The following is a 14,280-nucleotide window of genomic DNA, read 5'->3' on the forward strand; positions in this document are numbered from 1 at the left end:
GGTTGATTAAAACAGCAGGACTTCATTTATTGGCATCGCGCTGATGGCGCGAACCGACACAGGGGCGCATCACATGACTCAAGGCAATGCGGATCAACCCATTCTTACGCTCAGCCATATCGTCAAGCGTTTTGGCGGCAACATCGCGGTTAACGACGTCAGCCTGCAGGTGATGCCCGGAGAAGTGCTGGCACTGCTAGGGGAAAACGGCGCGGGTAAATCCACGTTGATCAAAGTCCTGGCTGGAGTGTATCCCCGCGATGGCGGCGATATCCACTTTCAAGGTAACAGCATTGCCTCGGCGGCGGCGATTAAAAGTGATAGCCGCCAGCCGATTGCTTTTATCCATCAGGATCTGGGCCTGATTGAATGGATGACGGTAGCGGAGAACATGGCGCTGGTGATGGGGTTTCCCCGCCGTTTCGGGCTGATCGACTGGCGAGCCATTCGCCGCCGTGCGCTGGAAGCCTTGCAGGATGTGGGGATTGCCCTGGACCCAGACGCACGTGTATTTGAGCTTTCCCGCACGGAAAAGTCATTGCTGGCCATTGCCAGGGCGGTGGCGGTGAATGCCGAACTGCTGGTGCTGGATGAACCTACCGCTTCCCTACCCGCCAACGATGTACGCCACCTGTTTGCGGTGATCAACCGGCTGCGTGCCAAAAAGGTCGGCATGATTTACGTCACCCATCGCCTGGATGAAGTGATTGAAATTGCCGATCGGGTTTGCGTGATGCGTGACGGGCGCTACGTTGCCGGGGGCAATACCGCCGATTATTCCCTGCGCGATCTGGTGCAGATGATCGTGGGTGAAGCGATGGCGGAAGATCAGCGTGAACCGCTGCCGCAGCACCAGCCGCCGGTATTGCAACTGCATAACATCACCGTCGGGGATATCGGCCCGGTCAGCTTTGAATTGCAGCCGGGTGAAATGCTCGCTCTTGCCGGGCTTCGCGGCGCTGGCCAGGAGGAGATTGGCCGCCTGCTGTTTGGCCTGCGCCAACGGGACAGCGGAGAAATCCAGTTTCGCGATAAACCTTACTCAGCCACCACGCCGCAGCAGGCTATGGCCTGTGGAGTGTCGCTTGTCGCTGGCGATCGCACCGGCGAAAGCCTGGTGATGTCGATGAGCGTACGGGAAAACCTGTTTATCAACCCCTGCGCCAGCGGCCATAAGCTGTTCTCGCGCTATAGCCGCCGAGCCGAAATCGGTGCCAGTTGGTGGAAGGTGCAGCTGTTCGACGTGCGGCCCAAAGACGTCAATATCGATATCAGCGCCCTGTCCGGCGGCAATCAGCAAAAAGTGGTGATGGCCCGCTGGATGCATCTTGCGGCACCGTTGCTGATCCTGGAAGACCCTACTGCCGGGGTTGACGTGGGCGCCCGCGCCGAAATCTATCATCTGCTAAATAAATCCCTGGCAGCCGGCGTGGCGGTATTGGTGATCTCCAACGATTTTGAAGAGATCGCGCATATCTGTAACCGCGCCCTGGTGTTTAACCGGGGGAAAGTGGTGGGCGAATTGAAGAACCAACAAGTCTCGTTCGCCAATTTATTGGAGCTGGCCTCTGCAAGCGCCGGGGAAGCCGTTGTGGAGGAATACCATGTCGAATAAAACGTCCGTCAAATCAACGGCGCTGGAACAGCGCGTCAGCCTGGGACAGGACGGCGTTGGCCCATGGCTGATGCAAATCATTACCCGTTATGGCCTGCTGCTGCTGTGTATTGCGTTAGTGATCGTCTTCTCGCTTACCACGCCGTCGTTCGCCTCGATGCTGACGGTACAGGCGATCCTCTCCAGCAAGGCCAAGATCGCCCTGCTAGCGCTGGCGGCCACCATTCCGATGATCGTCGGCAAGATCGACCTGAACGTCGGTTTCGGTATCGTGCTGTGGCACATCCTGGCGATCACCTTACAGGTGGAATATGGCTTCTCCTGGCAGATGGCGGTGTTGACCGTGCTGGTCATTTCCGCGCTTTATGGCCTGCTTAACGGCATCCTGGTAGCGTTGGCGGATATCGACAGCTTCGTGGCCACCCTGGGTTCAGGCACCGTGCTGTATGCGCTGGCGCTATGGCACTCCGGCGGGCGGCAGATTGTCGGCGACCTGCCCGACGCCTTTATCGCCCTGCATCACACCGAAATCGCCGGGATCCCGATTGTGGCCTTCTACGTGCTGATCGTCGCCGTCATCCTGTGGCTGATCACCGAACATACCCCGCTGGGCCGGTGCATGTATGCGGTAGGCGGCAATCCGGCTGCGGCGCGGCTCAACGGTATTTCGGTCAATCGCTTCACCATTGGCGCCTTTATCGCCTCGAGCGTGCTCACCGGTTTTAGCGGCGTGCTGATCGCTGCCGAACAGGGCGTAGGCCAGGCCAGCGTCGGGATGGATTACCTGTTACCCGCCCTGGTGGGCGCATTTCTCGGCAGCACCACCATTCGCCCAGGGCGTGTGAACGTCTGGGGCACCGTGGTCGGTATTGCCATTCTGGCGATCGGCATCGCGGGGATCCAACAGTTTGGTGGAGAGTTCTGGGTCGAACCGTTATTCAACGGCGCGACGCTGCTGCTGTCCATCACTCTGGCGGGCTATGCCCAACGCCGTCGGTTACTCAATCAGAAAGCAGTACAACGCAGTCAGGCGGCATCTGCCGACAACAACAACCAAAAAGCGATCAATCCTTAATCAGGAGCACAGCCATGAAACATTGTTGGATTTTGCCCGGGATCACCACTCTGCTGTTGGCCACCTCACCGGCCTGGGCAGATGCCTATCTCGATCAGGCCACGGCGGCGGTAGCCAAAGCCACGGCCAGCAGTACCCAATGGGATGGCCCTACCAGCGGGCCGCAGTTGCAGGCGAACAAGAAAATCATCTTTATTGCCTCTGACATGAAAAACGGCGGCGTGCAAGGAGTGCAACAAGGGCTGAGCGAAGCAGCCAAGGTGGCGGGCTGGCAGTTGGAAACGCTGGACGGCGGTGGTTCGGTGAAAGACCAACTGTCGTCGCTGAATCAGGCCATTGCCCAAAAGCCGGACGGGATCGTGATCGGCGGCTGGAACCCCAACGTGGCTAAAATCCCGCTGAAAAAGGCGGTGGCTCAGGGGATCGTTCTGACGGCCTGGCACGCAGTGCCGGAGCCCGGCCCCATCGCCAAATACGATGTGTTTTATAACGTCACTTCCGATTCCAATGAGGTAGCACGCATCGCCGCACAGTACGCGGTCGTGAAATCCGGTGGGCAGGCCAGCGTGCTGATCTTTACCGATTCGCTGTACCAAATCGCTCTGGACAAGGCCAACGTGATGAAAGAAGAAGTGGCCAAATGCAGCGGCTGTAAGCTGGTGGAGTTTATCGACACCCCGCTGGCAGACACCGCCAGCCGCATGCCAGCCATGACCTTCAGCCTGTTGCAGAAATACGGTGACAAGTTCCAGTACGCGTTGGCGATCAACGATCTGTATTTCGATTTTATGGCTCCGGCGCTGAAAACTGCCGGTAAAGGCGGCAGCAATGCGCCGTTTAATATCTCGGCCGGTGACGGCTCTATTTCTGCCTATCAACGCATTCGTTCCGGTGACAGCCAGTCGGCCACCGTGCCCGAGCCGCTGAAGCTGCACGGCTGGCAGTTGCTGGATGAATTTAACCGTGCTTTCTCCAAGCAGGCACCTTCCGGTTACGTGACCCCGGCCCATCTGGTCACCCGCGAGAACGTCGCCAATGACGGTGGCCCAAATAACATGTATGACCCGCAAAATGACTATCAGGGCCATTACAAAACGATTTGGGGCGTGAAGTAATCAGGAGGCTGAGATGATCGAACAACGACTGGAACGTTTGTGCTCCCCCGCCGTTTGGGCCGAAGGCCCGGTATGGCTCCCACAGCAGGATGCTGTGATATTCAGCGATGTAAAAGGCAACCGCATGTTCCGCTGGGCCCGTAATGGCGAGCTCAGCGTATGGCGAGCGGCATCCAACTATGCCAACGGTAACGCCCGTGATGCCGAGGGGCGAGTCATCAGCTGTGAACATGGGCGACGGGGTATCAGCCGCACCGAGCACGACGGCAGTGTCCAACTGCTGGTCGACCGGGTGGATGGTAAGCGCTTCAACTCACCAAACGACATCGTGGTGCGCTCCGACGGCACATTATGGTTTACCGATCCGCCGTACGGCATCATCGGCGATGAAGAGGGCTACAAGTCCGAAAGCCAGGTGATCGGCTGCTATCTGTATTGCTTCGATCCCCGTGATGGCTCGCTGAACATTGCCGCCAGCGATCTGCAGCGGCCCAACGGCCTGGCCTTCTCTCCGGATGAAAGCCTGCTGTACGTGGCGGATATGTCGATTATTGACTTCCCTACTCTTGGACGTCGCGAACTGCGGGTGTATCAGGTGGAAGGACGGGAGTTGAAGGCTGGCAGGCATTTTGCGCAGGTCGCACCGGGGATCCCGGACGGCTTCTGCCTGGATACCGCCGGTAATCTGTTTTGCAGCTGTGCCGACGGCGTGATTATCTTTAATCCTCAAGGGGAACAAATTGGCAAAATCCCGGTGCCGGAGTGCGTTTCCAACTGTACCTTCGGTGGGCCGGAAGGCAATGAGCTCTACATTACCGCCACCACATCGCTGTACCGCATTGTCCTGAATACCCACGGGTAATCATGGGCTGGTCATCACGCAGGGGGAGTTCGCCTCTCCCTGCTTTGTCACGTCTGTAGCACGTCATCACCCTCAAACTGTGTTGCCGATCACATAATCGCCAGGTTAATTTAACTGACTGTTTTTCAATAAAAATTTACTTCACTCTGGCTTTGACTTCATCCCGACAGGGGTATAGCATTTATTTGAAATGCAATTTCGCATATTGAAATTAAAAGACCATAAAACACTCAGTTCACCATAAAGGGGAAGCAATATGAGAGTGAGCTATACCGAATTAAAGCAGCAATTCAAACGCGTGTTGCTGGCACGGGGAGTGGCGGAAACCACGGCAGATGAGTGTGCCACTCTGTTTGCCGATACCACCGAAAGCGGCGTCTATTCCCACGGGGTCAACCGCTTCCCACGTTTCATTCAGCAGTTGGACGCAGGTGATATCGTGCCTGACGCCGAACCGAGCAAGCTACTGTCGTTAGGCGCCATCGAACAGTGGGATGCCCATCAGGGCATTGGCAACCTGACCGCCCGTAAGATGATGGATCGTGCCATGCTATTGGCGGATCAACACGGAATTGGCCTGGTGGCGTTGCGTAATGCCAACCACTGGATGCGTGGCGGAGGTTACGGCTGGCAAGCGGCAGAAAAAGGCTATATCGGCATTTGCTGGACCAACTCGATCGCCGTCATGCCGCCTTGGGGGGCTAAAGAGTGCCGTATCGGCACTAACCCGCTGATCGTTGCCGTGCCAAGTAACCCGATCACCATGGTAGATATGTCGATGTCGATGTTCTCCTACGGCGCGCTGGAAATGAATCGCCTGGCGGGCAAAAAACTGGCGGTAGACGGCGGATTCGATAACGACGGCAACCTGACGCGCGATCCGGCCACCATTGAGGAAAATCGGCGTATCTTGCCAATGGGCTATTGGAAGGGGTCTGCGCTGTCGATAGTGCTGGATATGATCGCTACCCTGCTCTCTGGCGGTTCATCAGTCGCAGAAGTTACCGAAGATAACCGTGATGAATACGGCATTTCGCAGGTGTTTATCGCCATTGAGATCGACCGCCTGATCGACGGCAAAACCCGTGATGAAAAGCTGCAACGCATAATGGATTACGTTACCAGCGCCGAGCGTGATAACCCAGAAGTCGCCATTCGCTTGCCTGGCCACCGCTTCCCGCACGTCCGCGCCGAAAATCAACGCGATGGCATCCCGGTAGACGATCGCGTCTGGGCCCGCATTCAGGCACTTTAAGGAGCTGTTTATGATCTTCGGCCATATTGCTCATACGGCAGCAGAACACTATCCCCCGGCGATTGCCAAAGCCGTGGCCTATTTGCAGAACACCGACTTTACCATTCTGTCTGCCGGGCGTTATGAGGATCCGCAAACCGGTTATGTAGTGCAGGTGCTGGATCTTCACACGCAACATAAAGATGAGTTGCGCCCTGAAGTACACCGTAAAAATATTGACGTGCAGTTCCTGGTAAGCGGCACTGAATTAATAGGCGTTGCGGCGGACAGAGGAAACAACCTTATTCATCAGGAATTATTAGCGCAGCGTGACATTATTTTCTATCAGGACGTAGAAGACGAATCCTGGTTAACCATGCAGCCCGGTAATTTTGCGGTATTTTATCCGCAGGATGTCCATCGCCCTGCCTGCATTAATCAAACGTCCTGCGACATCAGAAAGGTGGTAGTAAAAATACCGATAACATTACTTTCCAGTACGATGAATTAAAGACTGTCTCATAACGTGAATTTAGCCGTTTCATTGATTGCGATAATATCAGGTGAAAAATATGGAAAACACAACGCCGGGCTTTATTATTGGTGCTTATCCTTGCGCCCCTTCATTTCATCAGCTCGAACGTGAGAAGGAAGTTCAATTCTGGGATCGGCTGGCTGAACTGCCGCTGATCCGTGGGCTGGAGCAGCCTTGCCTGGACGAACTGCATCCTTATGGTGACGATTTCTTGCTTAAGCAGATCCCCAGCCACTGGCAACTGGTGCTTACCGCGGTAATGGGGACCATGCAACGACGCGGCAGCGGGCGGGATTTTGGTCTCGCCGCCCGTAATGAGGAGGAGCGCCAGGCAGCGGTGGATTATATCCGTTCAATACATGACAAAGTTAAGCGCACCAACGATCGCGCCGGTCGCCAACAGGTGGTAGCCCTGGAGCTTCAATCGGCCCCCAACCTGCTGGAAAAAGACAGTGCCGCGGCGCGGCAGGCCTTCATTGCCTCATTGGAAGACATTGCCGGTTGGCACTGGGAATGCGATTTGGTGATTGAGCACTGCGATGCACTGACCGGGCCCAAGCCACGCAAGGGTTTCCTGACGCTGGAAGATGAGATCATCGCGGCGCAGGCGATTAACCGCCACTTTGGCGATACGCTAACCCTGGCCATCAACTGGGGCCGCTCTGCTATTGAGGGGCATAATGACCTCCTGCCTTTACAACAGGTGAAACAGTGTCAACAGGCAGGGTTATTGAGCGCCCTGATGTTCTCCGGCACCGCCAGCCACGGTGCTTATGGCGAATGGGAGGATACGCATGCGCCCTTTGCCCCATTCGATGGGAGCCATTATGTTTGCCATGAATCATTAATGACGCTGGACAGTGCTCGGCAATTATTTAATCAGGCTCCGCTGGCAGAATTAAACTATGCAGGTATCAAATTACTGTCCACCTCGGCACAAGAGAGTGTCGAACAACGGATCGCTATTATCAAGGATGGTATCAACGCCTTGGCGTTAAGCAGTGGCCTAATTACGACACCAATAAGATAGAACATCACATAATACCCATAAAACGGTAAACAATAATACGGATTTATTCCGAGCCCCCTACATATGCGAAGGTATCAATAACATGAATACTGCTTCTGTTGCTGTTAGCCAAAGTCAGGCCATACCCAAATTACGCTGGCTGAGAATTGTGCCGCCTATTCTGATCACCTGCATTATTTCTTATATGGACCGCGTTAATATCGCCTTCGCCATGCCTGGCGGCATGGACGCCGAATTAGGGATCACCGCCTCCATGGCCGGCTTGGCAGGCGGCATCTTCTTCATCGGTTATCTGTTTCTGCAAGTGCCCGGCGGCAAGCTGGCGGTTAACGGTAACGGCAAAAAGTTTATTGGCTGGTCGCTGCTGGCCTGGGCGGTGATCTCGGTGCTGACCGGTTTGGTGACCAATCAATACCAACTGCTGTTCCTGCGCTTTGCCCTGGGTGTTTCAGAAGGCGGTATGCTGCCGGTAGTGCTGACCATGATCAGCAACTGGTTCCCGGACAAGGAACGTGGCCGCGCCAATGCCATCGTGATCATGTTCGTGCCGATCGCCGGTATCCTCACCGCCCCGCTCTCCGGCTGGATCATCACCGCCTGGGACTGGCGCATGCTGTTCCTGGTGGAAGGTGGCCTGTCACTGGTGGTGATGGCGTTGTGGTGTTTCACCATCAGCAACCGCCCGCAGGAAGCCAAGTGGATCTCGCAAGCTGAAAAAGACTACCTGATCAAAACCCTGCATGACGAACAGTTGCTGATCAAAGGCAAAACGGTGCGCAATGCTTCGCTGCGGCGCGTACTGGGTGACCGTATCATGTGGCAACTGATCCTGGTTAACTTCTTCTATCAAACCGGGATCTACGGCTACACCCTGTGGCTGCCCACCATTCTGAAGGGCCTGACCAACGGCAATATGGAACAAGTGGGCTGGCTTGCCGTGCTGCCCTACATTGGCGCCATTTTCGGCATGCTGATCGTTTCCACCTTGTCCGATCGCACCGGTAAACGCAAAGTGTTCGTTGCCCTGCCGCTGGCCTGCTTTGCGATTTGCATGGCGCTTTCCGTACTGCTGAAAGATCACATCTGGTGGTCTTATGCCGCGTTAGTCGGCTGCGGCGTGTTTATTCAGGCGGCCGCAGGCGTGTTCTGGACTATTCCCCCCAAATTATTCAACGCCGAAGTGGCCGGTGGCGCACGGGGTGTGATCAATGCCTTGGGCAACCTCGGCGGTTTCTGCGGCCCCTATATGGTCGGCGTGCTGATTACTCTGTTCAACAAGGACGTTGGCGTTTATAGCCTGGCAGCCTCACTGGCGATCGCCGCAATGCTGGCGCTGATGTTACCCAACAAATGCGACCAGGTCGCCGGGAGCGAGCAATGAAATACTGGCTCGGGCTCGATTGCGGCGGCACCTTTATCAAGGCCGGATTGTATGACGCCGAAGGTAAAGAACTGGGCATTGCTCGCCGTAATTTGGCGATCGTCGCCCCACAGCCTGGCTGGGCGGAACGGGATATGCCCGCGCTATGGCAAACCGCCGCCAGCGTGATCCGCGAGGTGTTGGAACATAACGGGATCTCCGCGGCAGCCGTTCAGGGGCTGGGGATTTCGGCCCAGGGCAAAGGCGTGTTCCTGTTGGATAAACAGGGAAAACCGCTGGGTAACGCCATTCTATCTTCCGATCAACGGGCACTGGCTCAGGTGATGGCCTGGCAACAAGCGGGCATGCCGCAAGCGCTGTACGAGCAAACTCGCCAGACGTTATGGACCGGCCATCCGGTTTCGCTGCTGCGCTGGATCAAGCAGTATCAACCCGAGCGCTACGCCCAGATCGGCAGCGTGCTGATGGCTCATGACTACCTGCGCTACTGCCTGACGGGCGAATTGGCCTGTGAAGAAACCAATATCTCCGAATCCAACCTGTATCAGATGGAGCGCGGCTGTTATGACCCGGCGCTGGCACAGTTGCTTGGCATCGACGAGATCGTGCCAGCCCTACCGCCGATTGTCGGTTCTGCCGAGATCGCCGGGCGCGTTAGTGCTGAAGCCGCGGCGTTGACCGGCTTGCAAGTCGGCACCCCGGTGGCGGGCGGTTTGTTTGACGTGGTATCCACCGCACTTTGTGCCGGGTTGCAGGATGAAACCCGGCTCAACGCGGTAATGGGCACCTGGTCGGTCACCAGCGGGATAACCGCAACGATCGCTTCCGACTCCGGCTATCCGTTCGTTTATGGCCGCCACGCTGAGCAAGGCAAATACATCGTCCACGAAGCCAGCCCTACCTCCGCTGCCAATCTGGAGTGGTTTTGCCAGCAATGGGACCTGCACGACTACGCGCAGCTCAACCGCTGGGTGGCAGACCTGCCCAAGGCTGGCAGCCAGTTGCTGTTTGCCCCCTTCCTTTATGGTTCCAACGCCGGGCTGGGATTGAGTGCCAGCTTCTACGGCATCCAGGCCTTCCATCAACGCGAACATCTGGTACAGGCGATTTTCGAGGGCGTGGTGTTCTGCCATATGACCCACCTGAACCGTATGCGGCAACGTTTCCCTAAGACCAAGGCACTGCGCGTCACCGGGGGGCCTGCTAAATCGGCACCCTGGATGCAAATGTTTGCCGACGTCAGCGGCTTACCGGTCGAGCTGCCGCAGGTGGAAGAAACCGGCTGTCTGGGCGCGGCGATGGCCGCCATGGTGGGCACCGGTGCTTTCAGCGGCTTTGCCGCCGCGCAGCGGGCATTGGCTCCACGCATCGAAACCGTTCTGCCAGATCCCGCCGCTCAGGATGTTTACCACCGCAAATACCAACGTTATCAGGCGCTAGTTGCCACGCTACAAACGCTGCAACACGGCGACTTTAAGGAGGCTTTATGACCATCAAACCGCGCCTGCAACTGGCGCTCGATCACACCCGGCTGGATGCCGCTCTGCAAACGGTCGACCGTCTGCATCCGTACGTCGACATCATCGAGGCGGGCACCATTTTATGCATCAGCGCCGGGATCCTGGCAGTGAGCGCCCTGCGTGAACGTTGCCCGCAGCATACGCTGGTCGCCGATCTGAAGGTGGCCGATGCCGGAGCGACCCTGGCCGAACAGGCTTTTTCGCAGGGGGCCAACTGGATGACTGTGATATGCGCAGCCCCCCTAGCCACCATGGCTAGCGCGCTGGAGGTGGCCGAGCGCTACCGGGGTGAAATCCAGATCGAACTGTTTGGCCGCTGGACGCTGGAAGATGCCAGAGCCTGGCGCGATCTGGGTATCAAACAGGCGATTTACCACCGTGGCCGCGATGCTCAGGCCAGCGGGCAAACCTGGGGTCAACAGGATCTGGACACCATGAAGGCGCTGTCCAATCTGGGGATTGAGCTTTCGGTTACCGGCGGGATCGTCCCGGCCGATTTGCCGCTGTTTAAAGACATCGCCGTGACGGCGTTTATTGCCGGGCGTGCGCTGGCCGAGGCTGCCGATCCGGTGGTGGCCGCACGTCAGTTTCATACCGCCATTGATGACATTTGGAGATCTTGATATGCGCCAGCATCCGTTGGGAATTTACGAAAAAGCGCTGCCGAAACACCTGAGCTGGCCAGAGCGGCTGGCATTGGCCAAAGCCTGCGGCTTTGATTTTGTCGAGATGTCGGTCGATGAAAGTGATGAGCGGCTGGCACGTCTGAGCTGGAGCAAAGAGCAGCGTCTTTCGCTGGTCAGCGCCATGTTGGAAACCGGCATCAGCATTCCCTCGATATGCCTTTCCGGCCATCGCCGTTTCCCGTTCGGCAGCCATGACGAGGCCACGCGGCAACAGGCCTATCTCATCATGGAACAGGCGATCAAGCTGGCCAAAGACGTTGGCATTCGCACCATTCAGTTGGCGGGTTATGACGTGTATTACGAACAGCAGGATGAAGGGACTCTCGCCCACTTTACCGAGGGTATGCAATGGGCGGTGGAGCGTGCCGCTGCCGCACAGGTGATGCTGGCGGTCGAAATTATGGATACCGAATTCATGAGTTCCATCAGCAAGTGGAAAAGCTGGGACTCCCTACTGGCTTCCCCTTGGTTCACGGTATATCCAGACGTTGGCAACCTTAGTGCCTGGGGTAACGACGTCGCGCAAGAATTGCAGCTCGGCATTGACCGCATCGCTGCCATTCATCTCAAAGATACCTTCCCGGTCACTGAGACTTCACCGGGTCAGTTCCGCGATGTGCCATTCGGTGAAGGCTGTGTGGATTTTGTCGCCCTGTTCCGCACGCTGAAACAGCTCAACTATCGCGGTGCATTTCTGATAGAGATGTGGACCGAAAAGGCCGACGAACCGGTTGCCGAGATCGTGCAAGCCCGCCGTTGGATTGAACAACAAATGCAGCAAGGAGGAATGACATGCTAACTCTGCCACAGCTCAAACAGCAGGTTTTGGAGGCCAACCTCGACCTCCCGCGCCACAAGCTGGTGACCTTTACCTGGGGCAACGTCAGTGCCGTTGACCGTGAACGCGGATTGGTGGTGATCAAGCCTTCCGGCGTGGAATATGCGCATATGCAGGTGGAGGATATGGTGGTAGTCAATCTGGCCGATGGCCAACGAGTTGAGGGTAACAAGAAGCCTTCTTCGGATACCGCTACCCATCTGGCGCTGTACCGCGAATTTGCCGACATCGGCGGCATCGTGCATACCCATTCACGCCATGCCACTATCTGGGCACAGGCCGGGTTGGATATCCCTGCCTGGGGCACCACTCATGCCGACTATTTCTACGGCGCGATCCCTTGCACCCGGTTGATGACCGCAGATGAAATCGAGCACGATTATGAACTGGATACCGGCAAGGTGATTATTGAAACCTTCCGCCAGCGCGGCATCAGCCCAAGCGCCATTCCGGCGGTGCTGGTCAATGCCCATGGGCCGTTTGCTTGGGGTAAGGATGCGCATGACGCAGTGCACAACGCGGTCGTACTGGAAGAAATTGCTTATATGGGGATTTTTTCGCGGCAGTTGACGCCCGGAATTGGCAACATGCAGCAGGTGCTGTTGGATAAGCATTACCTGCGCAAGCATGGCAAGAACGCCTATTACGGGCAATAGCATCCCCTCACCCCAACCCTCTCCCACAGGGAGAGGGAGCTGTTAGCCCCTGGGCTTTTGGAAGTAAAGAGGTCATCTCAGCAAACTCGATCGCTCCTCATTCAAAGTGGGTTACTACAATTTCAAACACTCTCGAACGGTCCTCATTCAAAGTGAGTTACTACAATTTCAAACACACTCGATCGGTCCTCATTCAAAGTGGGTTACTACACTTTCAGCCCAACTCGATCGGTCCCCTCTCCCTGTGGGAGAGGGTTAGGGTGAGGGGTCAGTTCGATAAAAAAATGCCAGCCACTGAGAAATGGCTGGCATTGTGTTTTTCCTACAGTGATATTACAGCGCGCGCAGGATCGCTTCCACGCTGGCCTTGGCATCGCCAAACAGCATCTGGGTGTTCTCTTTAAAGAACAGCGGGTTCTGCACACCGGCATAGCCGGTATTCATCGAGCGTTTGAACGCGATAACGTTTTGCGCTTTCCACACTTCCAGCACTGGCATACCAGCGATTGGGCTGCGCGGATCTTCCAACGCCGCCGGGTTCACCGTGTCGTTGGCACCAATGACCAGGACGGTATCAGTGTCCGGGAAGTCATCGTTGATCTCGTCCATTTCCAGCACCACATCGTACGGCACACGGGCTTCCGCCAGCAGCACGTTCATGTGGCCCGGTAAACGCCCCGCCACCGGGTGAATACCAAAGCGCACCTTGATGCCGCGCGCACGCAGCTTCTCGGTGATTTCCGCAACCGGATACTGCGCCTGCGCCACCGCCATGCCGTAGCCTGGGGTGATGATCACCGAGGTGGAGTTACGCAGCTGTTCGGCCACTTCTTCCGCCGTAGTTTCGCGGTATTCGCCCATTTCTTCTGCGTCGCCGGTTGAGGAACCATCGGTACCAAAACCACCGGCAATCACGCTGATAAACGAACGGTTCATCGCTTTACACATGATGTACGACAGGATCGCACCGGAAGAACCGACCAATGCACCGGTCACGATCAGCAGATCGTTGCTCAGCATAAAGCCTGCCGCCGCTGCTGCCCAACCGGAGTAGGAGTTCAGCATCGACACCACCACCGGCATGTCTGCCCCACCGATTGACGCAACCAGATGCCAGCCGAAGCCAAGAGCAATCACGGTCATGATCAACAGTGCGAACACTTCCCAACCAACGCTGTTGGTACGCACGAACAGCACCATCAGCAGGAAGGAAACTACCAGGGCAGCCAGGTTCAGCTTGTGACGGTTAGGCAACATCAGCGGCTTGGAAGAGATAATGCCGCGCAGTTTGCCAAAGGCAACGATAGAACCGGTAAAGGTCACCGCACCGATGAAGATGCCGAGGAACACTTCGGTAAGATGGATATTTTCCATCACCGGCTCCATGGCGACAGTGCCGTGATCCAGGTAGCTGTTGAAGCCGACCAGCACCGCCGCCAGACCCACGAAGCTGTGCAGCACCGCCACCAGCTCTGGCATTTCGGTCATTTCGACCTTCTTGGCCAGATACACGCCGATGGAACCACCGATGATCATCGCGATAATGATCCAGCCCACGTTACCGGAATCCGGCCCGAGGATGGTGGCGATCAGCGCGATCGCCATCCCAGCCACGCCGAACAGGTTGCCCTGCTTGGACGTTTCATGGCGCGAAAGACCGGCCAGGCTGAAAATAAACAGAATAGCGGCAACAATGTATGCAGCTGTAACTAATCCACCAGACATTTTTGCTA

At 56.6% G+C, this 14,280-nt stretch carries 13 protein-coding genes; 12 read left to right on the forward strand and 1 reads right to left on the reverse strand.

Annotation, left to right across the window (positions count from 1 at the left end; all coding sequences use genetic code 11):
• Positions 1 to 73: 73 nt before the first annotated feature.
• The 12 genes from AC6HVW_RS13205 (at position 74) to araD (ending at position 12,547) form a co-directional block, all read left to right on the forward strand.
• A complete protein-coding gene (locus AC6HVW_RS13205) occupies positions 74 to 1,615 on the forward strand; it encodes a sugar ABC transporter ATP-binding protein (protein ID WP_037375957.1) in 1,542 nt (513 codons plus the stop codon).
• Positions 1,605 to 2,690, forward strand: a complete 1,086-nt coding sequence (locus tag AC6HVW_RS13210; protein WP_059200894.1) for an ABC transporter permease — start codon at positions 1,605 to 1,607, stop codon at positions 2,688 to 2,690. Before AC6HVW_RS13205 ends, AC6HVW_RS13210 begins: the two co-directional genes overlap by 11 nt.
• Before the next feature lie 14 nt (positions 2,691 to 2,704).
• Positions 2,705 to 3,805, forward strand: coding sequence for an ABC transporter substrate-binding protein (locus tag AC6HVW_RS13215; RefSeq protein ID WP_186486413.1), 1,101 nt, complete (start codon positions 2,705 to 2,707; stop codon positions 3,803 to 3,805).
• Between the two features lie 13 nt (positions 3,806 to 3,818).
• Positions 3,819 to 4,667 (forward strand): SMP-30/gluconolactonase/LRE family protein, encoded by an 849-nt coding sequence (locus tag AC6HVW_RS13220; protein WP_186486414.1) that lies wholly within the window; start codon positions 3,819 to 3,821, stop codon positions 4,665 to 4,667.
• 256 nt (positions 4,668 to 4,923) lie between these two features.
• Positions 4,924 to 5,922: a 3-dehydro-L-gulonate 2-dehydrogenase gene (yiaK, locus tag AC6HVW_RS13225; RefSeq protein ID WP_368436248.1), complete on the forward strand. Its 999-nt coding sequence runs from the start codon at positions 4,924 to 4,926 to the stop codon at positions 5,920 to 5,922.
• Positions 5,923 to 5,932: 10 nt separating this feature from the next.
• A complete protein-coding gene (locus AC6HVW_RS13230) occupies positions 5,933 to 6,412 on the forward strand; it encodes a NanQ anomerase/TabA/YiaL family protein (protein ID WP_071683469.1) in 480 nt (159 codons plus the stop codon).
• Between the two features lie 61 nt (positions 6,413 to 6,473).
• Positions 6,474 to 7,466: a DUF4862 family protein gene (locus AC6HVW_RS13235; RefSeq protein ID WP_071683468.1), complete on the forward strand. Its 993-nt coding sequence runs from the start codon at positions 6,474 to 6,476 to the stop codon at positions 7,464 to 7,466.
• An 82-nt stretch (positions 7,467 to 7,548) separates the two neighbouring features.
• Positions 7,549 to 8,847, forward strand: coding sequence for an MFS transporter (locus AC6HVW_RS13240; protein ID WP_179245840.1), 1,299 nt, complete (start codon positions 7,549 to 7,551; stop codon positions 8,845 to 8,847).
• Positions 8,844 to 10,337 (forward strand): FGGY-family carbohydrate kinase, encoded by a 1,494-nt coding sequence (locus AC6HVW_RS13245; protein WP_497569480.1) that lies wholly within the window; start codon positions 8,844 to 8,846, stop codon positions 10,335 to 10,337. The genes AC6HVW_RS13240 and AC6HVW_RS13245 overlap by 4 nt, the downstream gene beginning before the upstream one ends.
• Positions 10,334 to 10,990, forward strand: a complete 657-nt coding sequence (gene ulaD / locus AC6HVW_RS13250; RefSeq protein WP_186486415.1) for a 3-keto-L-gulonate-6-phosphate decarboxylase UlaD — start codon at positions 10,334 to 10,336, stop codon at positions 10,988 to 10,990. The genes AC6HVW_RS13245 and ulaD overlap by 4 nt, the downstream gene beginning before the upstream one ends.
• Before the next feature lies 1 nt (position 10,991).
• A complete protein-coding gene (locus AC6HVW_RS13255; protein ID WP_497569481.1) occupies positions 10,992 to 11,852 on the forward strand; it encodes an L-ribulose-5-phosphate 3-epimerase in 861 nt (286 codons plus the stop codon).
• The gene (gene araD, locus AC6HVW_RS13260) at positions 11,846 to 12,547 is read left to right on the forward strand and encodes an L-ribulose-5-phosphate 4-epimerase (RefSeq protein WP_021806497.1); all 702 of its coding nucleotides are present in this window, start codon (positions 11,846 to 11,848) and stop codon (positions 12,545 to 12,547) included. The genes AC6HVW_RS13255 and araD overlap by 7 nt, the downstream gene beginning before the upstream one ends.
• A gap of 333 nt (positions 12,548 to 12,880) precedes the next feature.
• Here the strand turns inward: araD and pntB are convergent, their stop codons facing one another.
• Positions 12,881 to 14,272, reverse strand: coding sequence for a Re/Si-specific NAD(P)(+) transhydrogenase subunit beta (gene pntB / locus AC6HVW_RS13265; protein WP_021177867.1), 1,392 nt, complete (start codon positions 14,270 to 14,272; stop codon positions 12,881 to 12,883).
• Positions 14,273 to 14,280: the final 8 nt, after the last annotated feature.

It is taken from the genome of Serratia sp. NCCP-200 (assembly GCF_059697885.1).